Raw genomic sequence first — 20006 nt, 5'->3', positions numbered from 1 at the left:
CACAACCCCACCACGCATCACCACCTCCCTGCGATTTGTGATGCTTTGACTATCACGCTGCGCAGCGGGTGACAGGGGCGCACCTGTCCGCTATCGGACCCCCGCAGATTTCGAAGGACGGCGCGCTTGAGCCAGGACGTGGAAGAACAGGGCTGGGCGACGGCCAGGACGCTGGCCGAGGCGTTGCCCTACATCCAGATCTACGACCGCGAGACGGTGGTCATCAAGTACGGCGGCCACGCCATGGGCGAGGAGTCGGTGGCCAAGCTGTTCGCCGCCGACGTGGTGCTGCTGAAGATGCTGGGCGTCCATCCGGTGGTGGTGCACGGCGGCGGGCCGCAGATCTCGGCCTGGCTGGAGAAGGCGGGGGTGAAGTCGACCTTCATCGACGGCCTGCGCGTGACCGACCAGGCCACGATGGAAGTGGCCGAGATGGTGCTCTCGGGCGCGATCAACAAGGAGATCGCCAGCTGGATCACCCAGGCCGGCGCCGAGGCCGACGTGCGCGGCGTGGGCCTGTCGGGCAAGGACGCCAAGCTGATCACCGTGGAGAAGGTGAAGCGCACCAAGCGGGCGCCGGACAGCGTCGAGGAGAAGATCGTCGACCTCGGGTTCGTCGGCGAGCCGAAGCACATCGACACCACCCTGATCGAGGCCCTGATCAAGGCCGACCACGACTACATCCCGGTCATCGCCCCCATCGGCGTGGACGACAACGGCCAGACCTACAACATCAACGCCGACACCGTGGCCGGCGCGCTGGCCGGGGCGCTGGGCGCCAAGCGCATGCTGCTGCTGACCGACGTGGCGGGCGTGCTGGACGCCAACAAGCAGCGGATCACCGACCTGACCATCGCCAAGGCGCGCCAGGCGATCGCCGACGGCGTGGCCACCGGCGGGATGATCCCGAAGCTGGAGACCGCCATCGCCGCGGTGGAGAGCGGCGTGGAGGCCGTGGTCATCCTGGACGGTCGCCGGCCGCACGCCATGCTGGTCGAGCTGTTCACCGAGCACGGCTCGGGCACCCTGGTGAAGGCGTGAGCGCCGACCTCACGCATATCGACACCTGGCTGTTCGACCTGGACGGCACGCTCTACCCGGCGGAGTGCGGCTTCCTCGACGCCGTCGTCGACCGCATGACCGACTTCGTCGAGCGGGTCACCGGCCTGCCGCGCGCGGAGGCCTTCAAGGTGCAGAAGGCGTACCTGGCCGAGCATGGGCTGACGCTGAAGGGCCTGATGCTGCACCATGGCGTGGACCCGAACGAGTTCCACGCCATCTTCCACGACCTGTCGCTCGAGGCGCTGGCGCACGATCCGGAGCTGCTGGCCGCGCTGGAGCGGCTGCCGGGGCGGCGGCTGATCTTCACCAACGCCGACGACCGCCACGCCGAACGGGTGCTGGAGCGGCTGGGCCTGGGCCACCTGTTCGACGACGTCTTCCACATCGCCGCGGCCGGCTACGAGCCGAAGCCCAGCGCCGCCGCCTTCGCCGCGATCGGCGCGGCGCATGCGATCGAGCCCGCCGCCACCGCCTTCTTCGAGGATTCCGCGCGCAACCTGGCCCCGGCGGCCGAGCTGGGCATGACCACCGTGCTGGTGGGCCCCCACGCGCAGGAGTCGACCGCCGCCTTCGTCCAACACCGCACGCACCGCCTCGCGCCGTTCCTCGCGACCGCAAAGCTCAAGGAAGCCGCCTGATGACCAACGCCTTCGGCGAACTGAAGTCCGTGATCCAGGCCGCCTGGGCCGAGCGGGACACGGTCAACACCTCCACCCGGGGGCAGGTCCGCGACGCGGTCAACGAGACCCTGTCGCTACTGGACTCAGGCCGCCTACGCGTGGCCGAGCGCGGCGCGGACGGGACCTGGACCGTGAACCAGTGGGCCAAGGAGGCGATCCTGCTTTCCTTCCGCCTGAACGCGTCGACCGTGATGGAGCCCGGCCCCTTCTGGGACAAGGTCCCGCTGAAGTTCGAAGGCTGGGGCGCGGCGCAGTTCGAGGCCGCCGGCTTCCGCGCGGTGCCAGGGTGCGTGGTGCGGCGCAGCGCCTATGTGGCCAGGAACGTGGTGCTGATGCCGTCGTTCGTGAACGTCGGCGCCTATGTGGACGAGGGCACCATGGTCGACACCTGGGCGACCGTCGGGTCGTGCGCCCAGATCGGGAAGAACTGCCACATCTCGGGCGGCGCCGGCATCGGCGGGGTGCTCGAGCCGCTGCAGGCCAACCCGACGATCGTCGAGGACAACTGCTTCATCGGCGCCCGCGCCGAGGTGGCCGAGGGCGTGATCGTGCGCGAGGGCTCGGTGCTCTCGATGGGCGTGTTCATCACCTCCACGACCCCGATCATCGACCGCAAGACCGGCCAGACCTTCACCGGCGAGGTGCCGCCCTACTCGGTGGTGGTGTCCGGCAGCCGGCCCAACCCCGTGGACCCGACCCTGCCGTCCACCTACTGCGCGGTGATCATGAAGACGGTGGACGAGCGGACCCGCTCGAAGACCTCGATCAACGAACTGCTGCGCGACTAGGGCCGGCGCGGCGACGCCACTTCCGTCCCGCATCCTTCGGGGCGGGGCTCAGGCCGCCGGATAGGGCGTGCCGTCGCGGTGGCGATAGAATGGCTCGGCGGGCCGGGCGATCATGTCGATGTCGGGGTAGTCGCAGGCGTCGGTCGCCGGCCGCCGCGAGCCCACCTCCAGATAGACCGCCTCGGCGCCGCTCCGGTTCTGCAGGCAGTGCGCATGGGCGCGCTCGCCGGCCTTCCAGGCGGCACAGTCGCCGGGGCGCAGGACGGTCTCCCCGTCGTCCTCGACCAGGGTCACCTCGCCCTCGAGCACCCACACGAACTCGTCCTCCTCGGTGTGCCAGTGGCGCTGGCTGGACCACTTGCCGGGCGGGAGCCGCACGAGGTTCACGCCGAAGTCCGTCAGGCCGACGGCGTCGCCGAGCTTGCGCCAGTGCGCGCCCAGGCATACGGCGCGGAACGGGTCGGGGTAGCTGCAGCCGGTCGCCTCGGCGACGGCCTCCAGTTCGATCTTGGGCATCAGTCCCTCGCGCAGGTTGAATTTTCTAGGTAGAGCGCCGGAATGCCGCCCGCCATAGACGCCGTCGAACTCACCCGCGACCTCATCCGCCGCCCGTCGGTGACGCCCGCCGACGCCGGGGCGATGGACATCGTCGAGGCGACGCTCAACGGCCTCGGCTTCGCGTGCCGCCGGATGAGGTTCGGCGACATCGAGAACCTCTACGCCCGCTACGGGACGGCGCGGCCGAACCTCTGCTTCGCCGGGCACACCGACGTGGTGCCCGTGGGCGAGGCGGGCGCCTGGTCCAAGGACGCCTTCGCCGCCGAGGTGGTGGACGGTGTCCTGATCGGGCGCGGGTCGGTGGACATGAAGAGCGCCATCGCCGCCTTCGCCGCGGCGGCGGCCGACGCCATCGCGGCCGGCCAGGTCACGGGATCGATCTCGTTCCTGATCACCGGCGACGAGGAAGGCGTGGCCACGGACGGCACCACCAGGGTGGTGGACGCGCTCATGGCCGAGGGCGAGGTCATCGACCACTGCGTGGTGGGCGAGCCCACCTCGGCGGAGACGTTCGGCGACATGGTCAAGGTGGGCCGCCGCGGCTCGATCAACGCCGAAATCACGGTCGAGGGCGTGCAGGGACATGTGGCCTATCCGCACCGGGCCGCCAATCCGGCCCGCGCCCTGATCCGGATGCTGGGCGCGCTGCAGTCGCGGGTGCTGGACGAGGGCTATCCCGAGTTCCAGCCGTCGAACCTGGAAGTCACCATGATCGACATGCCCAACACGGCGACGAACGTGATCCCGGGCGTGGCGCGGGCGCGGCTGAACGTGCGGTTCAACCCCAATCACACCGGCAGGCAGCTGGCCGACTGGTTCGACCTGGAGGCCTGGCGCGCCTCGGCCGACTTCAAGGGCAGGATCACCGTCACCTCGGCCATCAGCGGCGAGGCGTTCCTGACCGAGCGCGGCGACTTCACCGACCTGGTGGCCGCGGCGGTGGCCGACGTGACCGGGAAGCCCCCGGAGCTCTCGACCAGCGGCGGCACCTCGGACGCCCGCTTCATCCGCGCGCTCTGCCCGGTGATCGAGGTGGGGCTGGTGGGCAAGACCATGCACCAGGTGGACGAGCGCGCGCCGGTGGACGAGATCCGCCGGCTGCAGCAGGTCTACGCCCGCATCATCGCGCGGTATTTCGAGGCGTGACTCCCCTCCCCCGAGGCGAAGCCCGAGGGGAGAGGAGGCTTCTCAGATCGCGCCGAAGCACCAGGCCAGGATCGACTTCTGGGCGTGGATACGGTTTTCCGCTTCGTCCCAGACCAGGCTTTGCGGGCCGTCGATGACGTCGTCTGTCACCTCCTCGCCGCGGTGCGCCGGCAGGCAGTGGAGGAAGACCGCGTCCTTGTGCGCCTCGGCCATCAGCCGGCCGTCGACCTGGTAGGGCTCCAGCGCCTCGATCCGCTCGTCGTGATCGGTGTCGCCCATGGAAACCCAGGTGTCGGTGATCACGCAGTCGGCGCCTCGGACCGCCTCGCGCGGGTCGTCGGTGGTCGTGACCTGGCCCTGCAGCTCGGCCGCGCGCGCCAGGTCCATCATGTCGGGGTGGAAGATCGCCGGCGTCGCGATGTTCAGCCGGAAGCCCAGCTTGGCGGCCGCCTGGATGAAGCTGGAGCACATGTTGTTGCCGTCGCCGACCCAGGCGAACGTCCGGCCCGCCACCGGCCCGCGGTGCTCCTCGAAGGTCAAGAGGTCGGCCATGATCTGGCAGGGGTGACCCTTGTCGGACAGGCCGTTGATGACCGGCACGGCGGCCCAGTGGGCGAAACGCTCCACCTCCTCGTGCACGTTGGCGCGGATCATCACCGCGTCGACCATGCGGCTGAGCACGCGCGCGGTGTCCTCGATCGGCTCGCCGCGGCCGAGCTGCATGTCGACCGCGTTGGAGATGATCACGTCGCCGCCGAGCTGGCGCATGGCCGCGTCGAACGAGAAGCGCGTCCGGGTGGAGTTCTTCTCGAAGATCATCGCCAGCGTCCGCTCGCGCGCGGGCGCGTCGGCGTCGGGGCGTCCCTGCGGCCAGCCGGCGCGGGCCGCCTTGCGGGCCTTGGCGTCCTCCAGCATCGCGCGGAGGTCGGCGGCGTCCAGCTTCCAGAGGTCGAGGAAGTGGCGGACCGGCCGGCTCATGCCGGGACCGCCGTCGCAGCCTTGGCCCGGGCCGCCTGGCAGGCGCCTTCCAGCCGCTCGATCGCCTCCCGCGCCTCGTCGAGGCTGAGGGTCAGGGGCGGGAGCAGGCGCACGCAGTTGTCGCCGCCGCCGGCGATCAGCAGGTGCTGGTCGCGGGCGTGCTGCATGAACTCGCGGTTGGGGGTCGCCAGCTTCACGCCGATCAGCAGCCCCTTGCCGCGGATGTCGACGACGACGTCCGGATAGCGGTCCTTCAGGCCCGCGATCTGCTGCGTCAGGTAGCCGGCCACCTCGCGCACGTGGGCCAGGAGTTCGGGCTTCGCCAGCTCCTCGACCGAGGCGACGCCGACCGCCATGGCCAGCGGGTTGCCGCCATAGGTGGAGCCATGGCTGCCGGGCGTCATGCCGCTGGCCGCCTCGGCCGTGGCCAGACAGGCGCCGACCGGGAAACCGCCGCCCAGCGCCTTGGCCACCGCCATGATGTCGGGATCGGCCTGGCCGTCCGCCCACTCGTAGGCGAAGAGCCGGCCCGTCCGGCCGAGGCCGCACTGGATCTCGTCGTAGATCAGGAGCGTGCCGGTCTCGTCGCAGAGCTGGCGGATTTCCTTGAGCTGCTGCTCAGTCCACGAGCGCGCCCCGCCCTCGCCCTGCACGGGCTCGAGCAGGATGGCGGCCGTGGTCGGGCCGACCAGCTCCCGGAGGCCTTCGATGTCGCCGAACTTGGCGCCCACGAAGCCCGGCAGCGGGGGGCCGAAGCCTTCCACGTAGCTCGGGTTGTTGGCCGCGAAGATGGCCGCGATCGTCCGGCCGTGGAACGAGCCGTCGAAGCCGATGATGTCGATCCGCTCGGCGTGGCCTTTGGACCAGTGGTACTTGCGCGCCGTCTTGATGGCGCACTCGATCGCCTCGGCGCCCGAGTTCGTGAAGAAGCAGACGTCGGCGAAGGTGTTGTCGGTGAGGAGCTTCGCCAGCTTCTCCTGGTTCGGGATGCGGAAGATGTTGGAGGTGTGCCAGAGCTGCTCGGCCTGGTCCTTCACCGCCTGGACGAGCTTGGGATGGCCGTGGCCCAGGGCGGTGACCGCGATCCCGGCCATGCAGTCGAGGTAGGCCTCTCCGTCGGCGGTGTAGAGACGCGACCCCTCGCCTCGCTCGAACGCCAGCGGGGCGCGCGCGTAGACGCCCATGATGTGGTCGCTGGGAACGGGAGCGGTGGCGGTCGTCTCGGCCACGAGAGTACCCTCCTGAAAAGGAACATCCCCGCCGCGGTGCGCGACGGGGACCGGAAGGCTTGGCGTTTTCCTCTCAAGGACCGGTCAAGTCAATGTTTCCTCCGCAAGGGGCGTCCCTTGACGAGGCGCAAGGTCGCGGGGCGGGCCGGGTGGCAGGCTTGGACCAGAAGGAGCCCGCCATGTTGCAGCTGCTCGATGCCCCCGACCATGTCCTGGCCTACCGGATCTCGGGAACCCTCGACGCCGCCGACTACGGACGCATCGTCGGGACGCTGGACGCCAAGCTCGCCGCGCACGGCCGCGTCGGCGTCTACGCCGACATGACCGACTTTGAGTCCATGACCGCCGAGGCCGTGATGAAGGACCTGCGCTACCACCTCGGCCACCTGGGCCAGTGGACCCGGTTTCCGCGCGCGGCCGTGGTGACGGACGAGCCCTGGCTGCGCGCCTGGGTCCGTTTCATCGATCCCCTCGTGCCGCAGGTCGAGGCGCGCGCTTTCTTGCCGGGGGAGCAGGCCGAGGCCCTGGCGTGGGTCGCCGACCTGCCGGCCGCTAGGTCTTGATCTTGTAGCCGACCCTGAACATCCACAGGCAGGCCCACGCGAGGCCCAGCACGAGGACGGCCGTCATCGTCGCGCCGATCCACAGATTGCTCTCGGCCTGGCCGGTGAAGCCGAAGCGGAAGCCGTCGATCAGGTAGAAGAACGGGTTGAAGTGGCTGGCCGTCTGGAACGGCTCGGGCAGCCGCTCGACGAGGTAGAAGGTGCCGGACAGGAACGTCATCGGCATGATCACGAAGTTGGTCACCGCGGCCATGTGGTCGAACTTCTCGCTCCAGAGGCCGGCCATGATGCCGATGAAGCCCATGATCAGCGCCGCGCCGACGCCGAAGTAGAGCACCGCCCAGGCCTGGGCGAGCGGGAGGCGCGCGAACGGCAGGACCGCCAGCAGGCTCACCGCGCCCACCAGGATGCCCCGCGTGGCGGCCCCGGCGCCGAAGCCGATCACCTGCTCCCCGGCCGACAGCGGCGGCGTGACGAAGTCGCCCATCAGGCCGTTGAACTTGGCCTGCAGCAGCGACGACGACGAGTTGGCGAAGGCGTTGGAGAGGATCTGCATCATCACCAGGCCGGGGGCCACGAAGGTCCCGTAGGGCACGCCGTGGACCTCGCGGAAGCCGCCCACCGCCACCACGAACACCAGCATGTAGAGCAGCGCCGTCACCACCGGCGCGGCGAGGGTCTGCATGCCCACCTTCAGGAAGCGGCGCACCTCGCGCAGGTAGAGGGTCTTCAGCCCCTCCCAGTTCACCCCGTGGTAGGCCCGCGGCTGCGGCGGCAGGACGACTTCGGCGATCGGCAGGTCTCGCATCGTCCCCATGTGCGCCGGTCGCGCGGCGCACGCAAGCCTGGGCGCCGATTGTGGACGGCGCACCCCCACATCTAGTTCCTGTGGATGGAAGTTGGGGCGCCTATTGTGGCCGTTAGCGAGTTGTTTACTACTGATAGTGGTTGGTGAGGGACGAAGACGTCCACTGCCACAACATATTGAATCCCGAGGCGCGGGGGCGCTTCCGGGACCTCTGGTTGGGAGGCGAGACCATGGGCTGGACCGACGAACGCGTCGAACTTCTGAAGAAGCTCTGGCAGGACGGCCTCTCGGCCAGTCAGATCGCCAAGCAGCTGGGCGGCGTCACCCGCAACGCGGTGATCGGCAAGGTTCACCGGCTGGGGCTGTCGGGCCGCGCCACGCCCTCGAAGCCGCAGCGCACCACCTTCAAGGCGCCTCGCCCCGCGCGCGCGCTGACCCACTCGCCCGCCGCGCCGCGGCGGATCGCCGAGCCGGTCGCCCACGCCGCCGCCCCGGCTCCGGTCCGCTACGTCGACGAAGCGCCGGGCACGGCGACCGTGCTCACGCTCGGCGCCCACATGTGCAAGTGGCCGATCGGCGACCCCGCGCTCGACAACTTCACCTTCTGCGGCCGCCGCTCCGAGGAGAACGGTCCCTACTGCCACGAGCATGCCCAGGTGGCCTACCAGCCGGCCCAGGCGAAGAAGAAGTCCAGCGCCGCCGAGCTCGCCCGGAGCCTGCGCCGCTACATCTGAATTCCGCGCCCGCGCGGAACCGCTATCCGTTGGGGATGGGAGACGCGACCGGAACCGAAGCTCGCCAGAGCCTCAGGTCCCGGGCGCGTCTCTTTCCGTCTGGAGGCGGGTTCTTCGGTCCGCTCCCCTCCGTCATCCCCGGGCTTGTCGGGGTGTGACGGGAGCGCGGGCGCGGGGGGAGATCGTGATTGTGGCCCTGCGCGCGCCCCCTTAGCCTTGCGGGACTCATGACCGACGCCGCCCCCCTCACCGACGCCGACGGCAACGCGCGGCCCTACTCCGTGTCGGAGCTGGCGTTCGCGCTGAAGCGGACGCTGGAGGACGCCTACGGCTTCGTGCGGCTGCGGGGCGAGCTGTCCAAGGTCACCCATCACTCGAACGGCCACGTCTACCTGACGCTGAAGGACGAGCGGGCGGCCATCGACGGGGTGGTCTGGAAGACCAGCGTCCGCAACCTCTCGATCCGGCCCGAACAGGGACTGGAAGTGATCGTCACAGGCAAGATCACGACCTACCCGCAGGGCTCGCGCTACCAGATCGTCATCGAGACGATGGAGGTGGCGGGCATCGGGGCGCTGCTGGCGCAGTTGGAGCGGCTGAAGCAGCGGCTGGCGGCGGAGGGCCTGTTCGACCCGGCCCGCAAGCGCCCGATCCCCGAGATGCCCGCCGTCGTCGGCGTGGTGACGAGCCCGACCGGCGCGGTGATCCGAGACATCCTGCACCGCATCCGCGACCGCTGGCCCTGCCGGGTGATCGTGTGGCCGGTGGTGGTGCAGGGCGACGCCGCCGCGGCGCAGGTCTGCAAGGCCATCCAGGGATTCAACGCCCTGGAGCCCGGCGGGCGCGTGCCGCGGCCGGACGTGCTGATCGTCGCGCGCGGCGGCGGCTCGGTGGAGGACCTCTGGCCGTTCAACGACGAGACCCTGGCCCGGACCGTCGCGGCGGGGACCATTCCGCTGATCAGCGCGGTGGGGCACGAGACCGACACCACCCTGATCGACTTCGTCTCGGACCGGCGCGCGCCGACGCCCACGGCCGCGGCCGAGATGGCGACCCCGGTCCTGGCCGAGTTGAAGGCGCTGGTCTCGGACCTGGCCGGCCGCATGCACCGCTGCGGCGCCCGGGCCGTGGAGGACCGGCGCGGACGGGTCGAACACGCCCGGCGGGCGCTGGCGCGGGTCCCGGACCTGGTGCGGCTGGCCGAGCAGCGCTTCGACATCGTCTCGGGCCGGCTGACCGCAAGCCTGCAGAAGAACCTCTCGGCGCACGAGCGGGACCTGGTCGGCGTGGCCGCGCGCCTGTCCCCCGGCCTGCTCAAGCGGCCGCAGGAAGTCTGGCGACACCGGCTGGACAGCCTCGCAGCGCGGCTGGCGCCCGCGGTCACGCGCCGCTTCGACCGCGCCACCGAGCGGCTGTCCGGCGTCTCGAAGCTGTACGTGGCGGTGGATCCCGACCGGCCGCTCTATCGGGGCTTCGCGCGCGTGAACCGCGCCGACGGCTCGCTGGTGGTCAACGGCGGCCTGCTGGCGAGCGGCGAAGGCGTCACCATCACCTTCGGCGACAAGACCCGGCGGCAGGCCGTGATCGATGGCGACCCGGCGGCGAGTCCCGCGCCGGCCCGCCGGCCCGCCCGGAAGGGCGCGGCGCCCTTGCCGGGACAGGGCGACCTGTTCTGAGCCGGCGTGAAGCGCTACATAGGCGCCCATGAACGCCCACGACCGCAACCTCGGCGCCGACCTCGCCAAGCTACACTACGGCGACGGCGACTACGCCGTGCTGAAGCCCGGCCGCTATGTCCTTTGCGCCGTGACGGGACAGCAGATCCCGCTGGAGCAGCTGCGCTACTGGAGCGCCGAGCTCCAGGAGGCCTATGCGGGTCCCGCGGAGTCCCTCAAGCGCTGGCAGGCGACGCGGAGCTAGCCGGCGCGCCGCGGTAGACCTCGTTGGGCCACCGGCGGTGGACCCAGAACCATTCGGCGGGGCGGGCGCGCACGCGATCCTCGATGAAGGCGTTGATGCGGCGGACGCCGGCCTCGATGTCGGCCTCCCGGTCGCCGGTGTTCTCCAGCCTGATCGGTTCGTGGACGATCACCCGGAAGCGGGCGCCCGGGCCCGTCCGCTGCACGCTGAGCGGCTGCAGGGGAATCCCGAACCTGAGCGCGAACGTGGAGGGTCCCGGCGCCGTCATGGCGGGCACGCCGAAGAAGGGCGCCGCGACCCCGCCGTTGAACTTCTGGTCGTTCAGCAGCGCGACGGACTCGCCGCGCTCGATGGCCCGCATCAGCTCGCGCGCGCCCTCGAGCCCCTTCGGCGCGAACATCCGCACGCCGTAGCTGAACCGCGTGCGGCGCACCCGCCGGTCCATGTGCGGGTTGTTCATGGCCCGGTAGGTCACCTGCACCTGGACGCCGCAGCGGACCATGGCGGCGGCCATCAGCTCGAAGTTGGAGAAGTGGCCCGAGATGAACACGACCGGCCCCTGGCCGGCGGCGACCGCGCGCAGCGCCGGCTCGCCCTCGATCTCCAGCCGCGATGGGTCGGCTACAACACGGTCGAGGATCACGAACTCTGCTAGCGACCGACCGAGTTCCGTCCACTGCGCCCGGAGGAGATCGTTAACCTCGGCGTCGCTCAGGCGAGGAAAGGCGAGCCGGATGTTCGTCTCGGCCACGCGGTGGGCGCGCGTCAGGGGGCCGATCTTCCGGGCCAGCCAAGCGCCGGAATCTGAAACAGAATCGATGGGGAAAAGGCGGGCGGCTGCGCGAACGGCATCAAATAGCGCCGCTTCAAGCATCCAAAACAGTTCTGCCACGTATGAATGGTTACGTGCGGCCATTTACCTTCCTAGGCTGGGCCGCCCGCGTTCGGCAATGGAGGCTGCTGGCGTGCCACTTGCGATGTCTCAACCACGGAGTCCCGAAGCGGGACGAAGGGAAATCATGGCCGGGGATTCCATGGACGAGATCGACATCCACCTGGGTCGGCGCCTGCGTCGCCGCCGCCGTCTGCTGGGCCTGACCCAGCAGGAGCTGGCGCACGCGTGCGGGGTTCGCTTCCAGCAGATCCAGAAGTACGAGTGCGCCGCCAACCGCATGTCCGCCGCCCGCCTCTGGCAACTCGCCGAGGTGCTGGAGGTTCCGGTCAGCTACTTCTACGAGGGCCTGACCCGCGATCAGCGCGAGCATCTCGAGCGCGAGACGGCGTCCACCAATGAAACGCTGGCCAGCAAGGAAACGCAGGACCTGATCCATGCGTACTACCAGCTCGGCGAACGGCCCCGCCGCCGCCTGCTGGACCTCGCCAAGGCCATGAACGGCGAAGTCGAGGCTTAAGCCCGACGCCCAGGCGGGTTATGGCGGTCGCATGACCGCCCCCCTCCCGGACGCCCGCCTGCCCGAGCCCCGCCTGAGCGAGCTCGACGCCTTCCTGCTGGACCTCAATCGTGCGGCCGCGGACGCCATCCTGCCGTTGTTCCGCGGCGCGCATGGACTCGTGAACAAGTTCGACGTGGGCTTCGACCCCGTGACCGAGGCCGACAAGGGCGCGGAGCGGGCGATCCGCCAGCTCATCGCCGCGCGCTATCCCGACCATGGCGTCATCGGCGAGGAGTACGGCGAGGACCGGCCCGACGCCGAGTTCGTCTGGGTGCTGGACCCGGTCGACGGGACGCGCGCCTTCATCGCCGGGCTCCCGCTCTGGACCACGCTCATCGGCCTTCGCTTCCAGGGCAAGCCGGTCCTGGGCTCCATCGGCCAGTCCTACCTGGGCGAGGTCTACATCGGACACGCCGGCGGCTCGCGGGTGGTGACGTCCCAGGGCGAGCGCCCGTTGAAGGTCCGGCCCTGTCCCAGGTTGACCGACGCGATCATCGCCACCACCGATCCCGAGGCCTGTTTCACGGGCGCCGAACTGGGCGCCTGGACGCAGGTCCGCGCCGCGGCGCGGCTGGCGCGCCTGGGCTGCGACGCCTACGCCTACGCCATGGTGGCCGCCGGCACGATGGACCTGGTGGTCGAGGCCGGCCTGAAGGCCTGGGACATCGACGCGGCGATCCCGCTGATCGCGGGCGCCGGCGGGATCACCACCGACTGGCGCGGCGCCCCCGTGGGCCCGCACGGAGGCCAGATCGCCATCGCCGGGGACCGGGCCTGCCTGGACGAGGCCCTGGTCGCGCTGCGGCGGTCGGCGGCCTGATCAGGCCTTCTTGGCGGGCGTCTTGCGGGCCACGGGCGCCTTCGCGGCGCCCTTCGCGGCCGCTGCAGGCTTGGACGCAGCCGGCTTGGCCGCGGCCTTCGGCTTCGCAGGCGCCTTGGCGGCCGCCTTCGGGGCGGCTTTCGCAGCCTTGGGGGCGGCCGGCGCCTTGGCCGCCGCGGGCTTGGCGGCCGCCGCCTTCGACGCGGCGGGAGCTTTGGCGGCTGCAGGCTTGGCGGCTGCGGGCTTGGCGGTCGACGCCTTGGCTGCGGCAGGCTTGGCAGCGGGCTTGGCTTTCGCGGCGGCGGGCGCCTTGGCCGGCGCGGCCTTCGCCGCCGCCTTAGGCTTGGACGCCGCGGCGGGCGCAGCGGCCTTGGCGGGCGGCGCCTTCGCCGCCGCGGGCTTCGCCGCCGGCTTGGGGGCGGACTTGGCCGACGCCGCCTTCGCGGCCGGCTTGCGCGCAGGCCGGGTCTTGACTGCCTGAGGCTTGGTGGCCGCGGGCGCCACAGCCGCGACCGCGGCCGGCGCCGGCTGCTCGGCCGGCGGCTTCGACTCGGGCTCGGGCGCCTTGGCCGCGGGCGGAGCCGCAGGCGCGGGGGGAGCCGCGGGGGCGGCGGCCTTCGGCGCGTCGGCCGGCTTCGGCGCGGCCTTGCCCGTGAGCGCGTCAAACACCCGGAGGAAGATGTTACGCATGTCGTCGGTCTCCATCAGGATCTCATGGTAGGCGCCCGGCACGGTGACCAGACGCCCCTGGGGCAGATTGCGGGCGGCGGCGGCGTGCGCCGTGTTGTCGACCAGCTTGTCCTCGGCCGCCGACACGATCTCGACGGGAATGGTCACGCCCCTCAGGCGCTCGGGCCGGGCGAGGTAGGCGGTGGCGCGGAGCGCGAAGTCGAGCCAGCCGTAGGTCGGCGAGCCCAGCGCGAGGTCCGGGTTGGCTCGGATCTGCGCCCGGTGCCGCGCGAACCGCCGCTCGTCGTGGGTCAGGGCGTTGCCTTCGAACGTGTCGTCGAAGGGCTTGCCGGCCTGGCCCAGGGTGTAGCGGCCGGAGCGCCCGATCCGCATGTTGAGCCAGGTCAGGGCCGCCGCGGCGGCGGGCGAGACCTTGCCGAAGTTGATCCCGAGCATCGGCGCGCAGAGGCAGGCGCCGGCGAACCGCCGCTCGCCGTGGGCCAGCGCCAGCAGCGTCAGGCAGCCGCCCATGGAGTGCCCGACGGCGATCCACGGCTTCGGGAGCCGGTCCTGGTAGGTGTCGAGCAGCCGCCGGAAGTCGTCCAGGAAGCTTCGGTACCCCTTGGCGTGCCCCTTCAGCCTGTCGGGCAGTTCGCGCGCCGAAAGGCCCTGTCCGCGCCAGTCGTGCGCCAGGACCACGAAGCCGCGGTCCATGAAGTCGCGGATCGTCTCGTAGTACTTCTCGATCGGCTCGGTGCGCCCGCCGGACAGCACCACGGAGCCCCGCGCCCGGCCCGGCGGCGTGAAGAGCGCGGCCCGCAGCCGCGCGCCGCCGGCGCCGACGAACCAGTCGGGCTCCGCGCCCGGGGGCGTGGGGTCTTCGGGGATGTCGAGGAGGGGGGCGGGCTCGGACATCGCGGGCGGGCTAGACCACCCTCTCGAACAGCGCCTGGATCTCGGGCGTCAGCGTCATGGCGAGGCCCATGTCGGACAGCTTCATGCGGCCGGTCATCACAGCGCTCATCGGGTTGAGTTCGCCCTTGCCCAGCCGCACCAGATCAGCCCGGCTGACGCGCACCGTGAGGTCGGCGGGCGCGTTCTCGTTGGTGACCGCATCGCCGGCGAGATGGATGAAGCCTTCGCCCTTGAGGTCGAGGGTCACAGAGCGCGACAGGCCCCCGCCGGCCGCGGCGGCGCGGCGGATGCGGTCGGTCAGCTCCTCAAGAGTGGCCATCGCCCCATTGGCTCTCGTGAATCAGGTGAGCTTCGCCGCACGCGCCGCGCGTGTAAACACACCGTGATCGGCTAGCGCGGTTTCTCGAACCTGAGGGTCATCCGGTCGGACTCCCCGATCCTGTCGTAGCGGGTGTGGTCGAACGCGGGATCGAACGCCTCGCCGCGGGGGGACGAGCGGCGGACCGGCGGCAGGGTCCAGACCCCGAAGGGGTGGTCCTTCGTATCGTTCGGATTGGCGTTGATCTCGCTGGTCGCGGCCAGCCGGAAACCCGCTTCCTGCGCCAGCTTCACGACATAGGTCTGGTCCACGTAGCCGTCCTCGGCGAGCAGGTCGGGGACGCCGCCCGGCCGCGCGCGGTGCTCCTCCACGCCCAGGACTCCGCCCGGCTTCAGGGCCAGGAAGGCGTCCCGGAACGCCTTCTCGGCGATGCCGGCGGCCATCCAGTTGTGCAGGTTGCGCAGGAACAGCGCGAGGTCGGCCGTCCCCGCCGGCGCCACGGGCCCGCTGGTGGGTCCGAAGGCGGTGAGCTCGACCTTGCCGTAGAGCCTGGGGTCGGCGGCGAACCGCGCCCGGTAGGCCTCGACCACATCGCGCGCCGCCGGATCCCCGGCGTCGGTCGCCTGCAGGTGCGCCGCGTAGAGCCGCCCGCCCGTCGCCGCCAGGAACGGCGCGAGGATGTCGGTGTACCAGCCTGCGCCCGGCCAGAACTCCACCACCGTGGCGCCGGGCGAAAGGCCCCAGAACTGCAGGCTCTCGACGGGATGGCGGAACCTGTCGCGGGCGCGGTCCGCCGGCGAGCGCCAGGGCCCCGCGACGGCCGCGGCGATCGTCACGGCCGCCCGCGACCGCCTGGGCGGTTCGCGCTGGCAGGCGCCGACGGCGAGCACGCCGGCCATCCAGGCGCGGCGGGAGACAGGCATCATGGGCGCGCGGCGTCCTTTCGCGGCCCCCCCCCTCGTTCAGTCCCCCGGCGACAGGGCTAGCGAAGCCCGCCGCCGAGGTCAAAGCCGCAGGCCGCTCAGCGCGCCTTCACGAACCGCAGGGTCATGCGGTCGGACTCGCCGATCGCGTCGTACTTGGTGCGGTCGAAGTTGGGATCCGAACCGCGTCCGCCCGCGGTGGTCCAGCGCGACGGCGGCAGCGTCCAGACGCCGAACGGGTGGTCCTTCGTGTCCTTCGGGTTGGCGTTCACCTCGGACTTCGCCTGCAGCTTGAAGCCCGCCTTCTCCAACGCCGCGATGACCTCGGCCTCGGTCATGTAGCCGGTCGACCAGTTGGGGGCCGACGGCTTCGGATCCGCGCGGTGCTCCTCGACGGCGAAGACGCCGCCGGGCTTCAGGACCGCGTGGACGTCCTTCAGGACCTTGTCGAGGAAGGCGGCGTTGGGCGCCCAGTTGTGCAGGTTCCGCGCGGTGATCACCACGTCGGCGGAGCCCGGCGCGCCCAGCGGACCCGACATGGGCCCGAAGTTCACCAGCTTGACCTCGCCGTACTTCGCCGTGTCGGCGTAGCGCTTCTCGAAGGCGGTGCGGCCGGCCTTGGCGGCCTCGGAGAGGTTCGGATTGTTCAGGTCGGCGGCGGTCGCGTAGTAGGTCCCGCCGGTCGCCTTGGCGTAGGGCGACAGGATCTCGGTCCAGTAGCCGCTGCCGGGCGACAGCTCGATCACCGTCTGCTTCGGCTTGATCCCCCAGAAGGTCAGGGTTTCGACGGGACGCCGGGCCGCGTCTCGGGCCTTGTGCGCGTCGCTGCGCTGGGCGCCGGCCACGGCGGCCTGCAGCTTGGCGTCGGCGGCGACGGCCGGCGCGGTGACGGACAGCGCCAGAACGACGGCGCCGAGGGGGGCAAGACGGTGCATCGGGGGATTCCTCCTGGGATTGGTCGGAAACCTAGGGCGTAGCGGCGCCGCGGCAAGCCCCTTGAACGCAGTTTTCCCGCCACTAACTGATGGGCGGAGGCGCTGGATGTCCGGGCCTCCTTGGGCTGCCGGCGACGCCAATCGGGTCGCCACAGGCTCAACGCACATACGCAACCTTGCTTTGAAAGAAGGATGTGACCCCTATGCGTACGATCGACTTTTCGCCCCTCTATCGCTCCGTCGTCGGCTTCGACCGGCTGGCGAACCTCCTGGAGACCGCGGCCGCCGACAGCGCCGCCGGCTATCCGCCCTACAACATCGAGCGCACCGACGAGAACGCCTACCGCATCGACATCGCGGTCGCGGGCTTCCGTCCGGAAGAGCTCAACGTCGAGGTGAAGGAGAACCTCCTCACCGTGACCGGCCGCAAGGCGGCCAATGACGAGGGCCGCAAGTACCTCCATCGCGGCCTGGCCGAGCGCAACTTCGAGCGCCGCTTCCAGCTGGCCGACTATGTGATCGTCACCGACGCCAACCTCGCCGACGGCCTCCTCTCGATCTCGCTGAAGCGCGAGCTTCCCGAGGCGCTGAAGCCCCGGACCGTCCAGATCACCACCGGCGCCCAGGGCGCCCTGATCGAAGGCGAGAAGGCCGCCTAAGCGGTCTTCGTCCACCGAAGCGAAGGGACCGTCCGCTCCGGCGGGCGGTCCTTTTTCTTGCGCCGCCTCCGGCGATCGGCGTTTGGCGGACGTCTTTACAGGCGGCCGCGTTTCCCGTAGAGGCCCCGCCGATGCGCGCCTTCGCGACCATGATTATCACCCGGAAAACGACCCGCTCCTGCGGGGCGTCGACGGGTGCGCGCGTGATCTGAGCGAGCACACACCCGGAGAGAGCCCCGCCGAAGCGCGGGGCCCCGATCACCGGACAGAGCACCCCGCGCCTCCGCCCAACTGGAGACGCAAGACCATGACCTTCCACAGCTTCCGCAGAGCCCACCCCAACGTGGCGATCCTCGGCGCCACCGGCGCCGTGGGCGTCGAGCTGATCCGCTGCCTCGAGGCCCGCGACTTCCCCCTGTCGCGCCTGAAGCTCCTGGCCTCCCCGCGCTCGGCGGGCCGCACCCTGTCCTTCCGGGGCGAGGCCCTGACGGTGGACGCGGTGGACGCCGCGAGCTTCGACGACGTGGACCTGGCGCTCTTCTCGGCCGGCGCGTCGCAGTCGCGCGAATGGGCGCCGCGGGCCGTCGCGGCCGGCGCGGTGGTCGTGGACAACTCCTCGGCCTTCCGCATGGACCCCGCGACGCCGCTGGTGGTGCCCGAGGTGAACCCCGAGACGATCGGCGCGCACCGGGGGGTCATCGCCAATCCGAACTGCGTGGCGATCATCGCCGTGGTGCCGATCCACCCGCTGCAGCAGGCGTTCGGGCTGACGCGGATCCGCATGGCCACCTACCAGGCGGCCTCGGGCGCCGGCGCCGCGGCCATGGAGGAACTGCGCGCGGGGACCGCCGCCTATCTCGCCGGCGAGGCGTTCACGCCGCAGGTGCTGAAGCACCCCTACGCCTTCAACCTGTTCAGCCACGACAGCGCGGTGGACGAGGAGAGCGGCTACAACGGCGAGGAGCTGAAGGTGGTCGCCGAGACCCAGCGCCTGCTGGGGCGGCCGAACCTGCCGGTGGGGATCACCAGCGTCCGGGTGCCGGTGCTGAGGGCGCACACCATCGCGCTGACCCTCAAGTTCCCCGAGCCCGTCAGCCCCGAAGCGGCGCGCGAGGCGCTGTCGGGCGCGCCGGGCGTCCGCATCGTGGACGACCGCGCCGGCAACCACTTCCCCATGCCGTCCGAGTCGCAGGGACAGGGCGATGTGCTCGCCGGCCGCTTCCGGCGCGACCTGGCCGACCCGACCGGGCGCTCGATCTGCCTGATGGTCTCGGGCGACCAGCTGCTGAAGGGCGCGGCGCTCAACGCGGTTCAGATCGCCGAGCAGCTCTTCTGCCCGCAGCAACTGCGGTCAAGCGCGCCGGCGACCGAACCCGTAGCCTGAGGACCGCTCACTCGCGGCTGGACACCGCCGGGCGCGGATGGGCACGATCCTCAGGACGGAGGGACCTGCCATGTCCGAGACCCTGAGCCGCGACGTCCTGGACCGGACCGCCGGCGAGCTGGCGGACCTGCTCGCCGCGCGCAAGATCGGCGCGCTGGAGCTGATGGACGCCGCCATCGCCCGGATCGAGGACCGCGACCGCGCGCTGAACGCGGTCGTGGTCCGCGACTTCGACCGCGCGCGGGACGCCGCCAAGGCCGCGGATGCGGCTCTGGCCCGCGGCGAGCGGCGGCCGCTGCTGGGCCTGCCGATGACGGTGAAGGAATCCAACCAGGTCGAGGGACTGCCCTCGACCTGGGGCAGCCCCGCCTTCAGCGGCTGGACCGCGCCCCGGGACGCCGTGGTGATCCAAAAGCTCAAGGCGGCGGGCGCCATCGTGATGGGCCTCACGAACGTGCCCCCGTTCCTCGCGGACTGGCAGGCGACGAACCCTGTCTACGGCCGCACCCGCAACCCCTGGGATCTCTCGCGCTCGCCCGGCGGCTCGTCGGGCGGCAGCGCCGCGGCGCTGGCCTCGGGCATGACGCCGCTCGAGATCGGCTCGGACATCGGCGGCTCGATCCGCGTGCCCTCGGCCTTCTGCGGAACCTACGGCCACAAGCCCACGTACGGCCTGGTCTCCAGCCGGGGCCACTCCCCGCCCGGGCTGGACGGCGGGCCGGTCCCGCTGGCGGTGGTCGGCCCGATGGCGCGGGCTCCCGCCGACCTGCGGCGCGCGCTGGACGTGATCGCGGGGCCGGAAGCCCACGACGCCAAGGGCTATGTGCTCGACCTGCCCGAGCCCCGGCGCGCCGAGCTGGCCGACTACCGCATCCTGGTGCTGAGCTCGCACCCGCTCGCCGCCACCGACAGCGAGGTCGCCGGCGCGCTCGAAACCCTGGCCGACCGCCTGGACGCCCTGGGCGCGGCGGTGTTCCGGTCCAGCGAGCTGATGCCCGACCTGGCGGCGCAGCATCAGGTGTACATGCCGATCCTGAACACGGCGATCAGCCGCGGCCAGCCCGGCGCGACGCCGATCGACGCCCACACCTACATGAACATGCTGGATGCGCAGGTGGGCTTCCAGCGGGCGTGGGCGGCGTTCTTCGAGACCTTCGACGTGGTCATCATGCCCACCTTCGGCACGACGGCGTTCCCGCACGTGGACGAGTCCAGCATGCCGGCCCGGACCCTGACGATCGACGGCCGGTCGACCCCCTATTTCGACCAGCTGGCCTGGCCGGCCGTGGCCCTGCTGCCGAACCTGCCCGCGACCGCGGTTCCGATCGGCTTTTCGCGCGCCGGACTGCCGATCGGGGCCCAGATCATGGGGGCTCACCTGGAGGACCGCACCACGATCCACGTGGCGGAGCTCCTGGAGCGCGAGTTCGGCGGCTTCAGGCCGCCGCCGCCGCTGACCTGA

The 20006-nt window shown here is 71.2% G+C and carries 22 protein-coding genes; 13 read left to right on the top strand and 9 right to left on the bottom strand.

Annotated elements, in window-relative coordinates; all coding sequences use genetic code 11:
* The first annotated feature begins 126 nt into the window (after window positions 1-126).
* The 3 genes from argB to dapD are packed head-to-tail and all read left to right on the top strand — an operon-like array spanning window position 127 to window position 2530.
* A complete protein-coding gene (gene argB / locus JNK30_RS16010; RefSeq protein WP_293483649.1) occupies window positions 127-1041 on the top strand; it encodes an acetylglutamate kinase in 915 nt (304 codons plus the stop codon).
* Complete coding sequence (locus tag JNK30_RS16005) at window positions 1038-1700, top strand: pyrimidine 5'-nucleotidase (RefSeq protein ID WP_293483647.1); 663 nt, start codon at window positions 1038-1040, stop codon at window positions 1698-1700. The genes argB and JNK30_RS16005 overlap by 4 nt, the downstream gene beginning before the upstream one ends.
* Entirely contained in the window at window positions 1700-2530 is an 831-nt protein-coding gene (dapD, locus tag JNK30_RS16000) for a 2,3,4,5-tetrahydropyridine-2,6-dicarboxylate N-succinyltransferase (protein ID WP_293483645.1), read from the top strand. The genes JNK30_RS16005 and dapD overlap by 1 nt, the downstream gene beginning before the upstream one ends.
* 48 nt (window positions 2531-2578) lie before the next feature.
* On the opposite strand, the gene JNK30_RS15995 is transcribed toward dapD, so the two are convergent.
* Window positions 2579-3046, bottom strand: a complete 468-nt coding sequence (locus JNK30_RS15995) for a cupin domain-containing protein (protein ID WP_293483643.1) — start codon at window positions 3044-3046, stop codon at window positions 2579-2581.
* Window positions 3047-3088: 42 nt separating this feature from the next.
* Here JNK30_RS15995 and dapE point away from each other — a divergent pair, with 42 nt between their 5' ends.
* On the top strand, window positions 3089-4234 hold the full coding sequence (gene dapE / locus JNK30_RS15990) for a succinyl-diaminopimelate desuccinylase (protein ID WP_293483641.1): 1146 nt from the start codon (window positions 3089-3091) through the stop codon (window positions 4232-4234).
* Window positions 4235-4276: 42 nt separating this feature from the next.
* On the opposite strand, the gene argF is transcribed toward dapE, so the two are convergent.
* Together argF and JNK30_RS15980 are read right to left on the bottom strand one after the other, a co-directional pair.
* Complete coding sequence (gene argF / locus JNK30_RS15985) at window positions 4277-5212, bottom strand: ornithine carbamoyltransferase (RefSeq protein WP_293483639.1); 936 nt, start codon at window positions 5210-5212, stop codon at window positions 4277-4279.
* Window positions 5209-6396 (bottom strand): aspartate aminotransferase family protein, encoded by a 1188-nt coding sequence (locus JNK30_RS15980; protein ID WP_293483651.1) that lies wholly within the window; start codon window positions 6394-6396, stop codon window positions 5209-5211. The genes argF and JNK30_RS15980 overlap by 4 nt, the downstream gene beginning before the upstream one ends.
* Before the next feature lie 224 nt (window positions 6397-6620).
* On the opposite strand from JNK30_RS15980, the gene JNK30_RS15975 reads away from it, so the two are divergent.
* Window positions 6621-7004, top strand: a complete 384-nt coding sequence (locus JNK30_RS15975; RefSeq protein ID WP_293483637.1) for an STAS/SEC14 domain-containing protein — start codon at window positions 6621-6623, stop codon at window positions 7002-7004.
* On the opposite strand, the gene JNK30_RS15970 is transcribed toward JNK30_RS15975, so the two are convergent.
* Entirely contained in the window at window positions 6994-7812 is an 819-nt protein-coding gene (locus tag JNK30_RS15970) for an ABC transporter permease (protein ID WP_293483635.1), read from the bottom strand. The two genes, JNK30_RS15975 and JNK30_RS15970, sit on opposite strands and share 11 nt — an antisense overlap.
* A gap of 230 nt (window positions 7813-8042) precedes the next feature.
* Here JNK30_RS15970 and JNK30_RS15965 point away from each other — a divergent pair, with 230 nt between their 5' ends.
* The 3 genes from JNK30_RS15965 to JNK30_RS15955 all read left to right on the top strand — a co-directional run bounded on the left by JNK30_RS15965 (window position 8043) and on the right by JNK30_RS15955 (window position 10466).
* Window positions 8043-8546 carry a GcrA family cell cycle regulator gene (locus tag JNK30_RS15965; RefSeq protein ID WP_293483633.1) on the top strand — a complete coding sequence of 168 codons (504 nt, stop codon included), beginning with the start codon at window positions 8043-8045 and terminating at the stop codon, window positions 8544-8546.
* A gap of 227 nt (window positions 8547-8773) precedes the next feature.
* Window positions 8774-10222, top strand: coding sequence for an exodeoxyribonuclease VII large subunit (gene xseA / locus JNK30_RS15960; RefSeq protein WP_293483631.1), 1449 nt, complete (start codon window positions 8774-8776; stop codon window positions 10220-10222).
* Between the two features lie 28 nt (window positions 10223-10250).
* Window positions 10251-10466 (top strand): DUF2093 domain-containing protein, encoded by a 216-nt coding sequence (locus tag JNK30_RS15955; protein ID WP_293483630.1) that lies wholly within the window; start codon window positions 10251-10253, stop codon window positions 10464-10466.
* Here the strand turns inward: JNK30_RS15955 and JNK30_RS15950 are convergent.
* On the bottom strand, window positions 10438-11340 hold the full coding sequence (locus JNK30_RS15950; protein WP_367118758.1) for a lysophospholipid acyltransferase family protein: 903 nt from the start codon (window positions 11338-11340) through the stop codon (window positions 10438-10440). The two genes, JNK30_RS15955 and JNK30_RS15950, sit on opposite strands and share 29 nt — an antisense overlap.
* A 145-nt stretch (window positions 11341-11485) precedes the next feature.
* On the opposite strand from JNK30_RS15950, the gene JNK30_RS15945 reads away from it, so the two are divergent.
* Together JNK30_RS15945 and hisN are read left to right on the top strand one after the other, a co-directional pair.
* Window positions 11486-11878 carry a helix-turn-helix domain-containing protein gene (locus tag JNK30_RS15945; RefSeq protein WP_293483628.1) on the top strand — a complete coding sequence of 131 codons (393 nt, stop codon included), beginning with the start codon at window positions 11486-11488 and terminating at the stop codon, window positions 11876-11878.
* A 31-nt stretch (window positions 11879-11909) separates the two neighbouring features.
* Window positions 11910-12740 (top strand): histidinol-phosphatase, encoded by an 831-nt coding sequence (gene hisN / locus JNK30_RS15940; RefSeq protein ID WP_293483627.1) that lies wholly within the window; start codon window positions 11910-11912, stop codon window positions 12738-12740.
* Here the strand turns inward: hisN and JNK30_RS23005 are convergent, their stop codons facing one another.
* The 4 genes from JNK30_RS23005 to JNK30_RS15920 all read right to left on the bottom strand — a co-directional run bounded on the left by JNK30_RS23005 (window position 12741) and on the right by JNK30_RS15920 (window position 16501).
* Window positions 12741-14324, bottom strand: a complete 1584-nt coding sequence (locus JNK30_RS23005; RefSeq protein ID WP_367118757.1) for an alpha/beta fold hydrolase — start codon at window positions 14322-14324, stop codon at window positions 12741-12743.
* A gap of 10 nt (window positions 14325-14334) precedes the next feature.
* A complete protein-coding gene (locus JNK30_RS15930; protein WP_293483626.1) occupies window positions 14335-14643 on the bottom strand; it encodes an SCP2 sterol-binding domain-containing protein in 309 nt (102 codons plus the stop codon).
* A gap of 71 nt (window positions 14644-14714) precedes the next feature.
* The gene (locus JNK30_RS15925) at window positions 14715-15569 is read right to left on the bottom strand and encodes a methyltransferase (RefSeq protein ID WP_293483625.1); all 855 of its coding nucleotides are present in this window, start codon (window positions 15567-15569) and stop codon (window positions 14715-14717) included.
* A gap of 95 nt (window positions 15570-15664) precedes the next feature.
* Window positions 15665-16501 carry a methyltransferase domain-containing protein gene (locus tag JNK30_RS15920; protein ID WP_293483624.1) on the bottom strand — a complete coding sequence of 279 codons (837 nt, stop codon included), beginning with the start codon at window positions 16499-16501 and terminating at the stop codon, window positions 15665-15667.
* A 203-nt stretch (window positions 16502-16704) separates the two neighbouring features.
* On the opposite strand from JNK30_RS15920, the gene JNK30_RS15915 reads away from it, so the two are divergent.
* The 3 genes from JNK30_RS15915 (at window position 16705) to JNK30_RS15905 (ending at window position 20006) form a co-directional block, all read left to right on the top strand.
* Window positions 16705-17160 (top strand): Hsp20 family protein, encoded by a 456-nt coding sequence (locus JNK30_RS15915; protein ID WP_293483623.1) that lies wholly within the window; start codon window positions 16705-16707, stop codon window positions 17158-17160.
* Between the two features lie 307 nt (window positions 17161-17467).
* Window positions 17468-18544 carry an aspartate-semialdehyde dehydrogenase gene (locus JNK30_RS15910; RefSeq protein ID WP_293483622.1) on the top strand — a complete coding sequence of 359 codons (1077 nt, stop codon included), beginning with the start codon at window positions 17468-17470 and terminating at the stop codon, window positions 18542-18544.
* Window positions 18545-18614: 70 nt separating this feature from the next.
* Window positions 18615-20006, top strand: coding sequence for an amidase family protein (locus tag JNK30_RS15905; protein WP_293483621.1), 1392 nt, complete (start codon window positions 18615-18617; stop codon window positions 20004-20006).

Source organism: Phenylobacterium sp., assembly GCF_016793225.1.
Taxonomy (GTDB): Bacteria; Pseudomonadota; Alphaproteobacteria; order Caulobacterales; family Caulobacteraceae; genus Phenylobacterium.
Note: the sequence above shows the minus strand (reverse complement) of the source record. Positions and strands in the feature narration are given on the sequence as shown.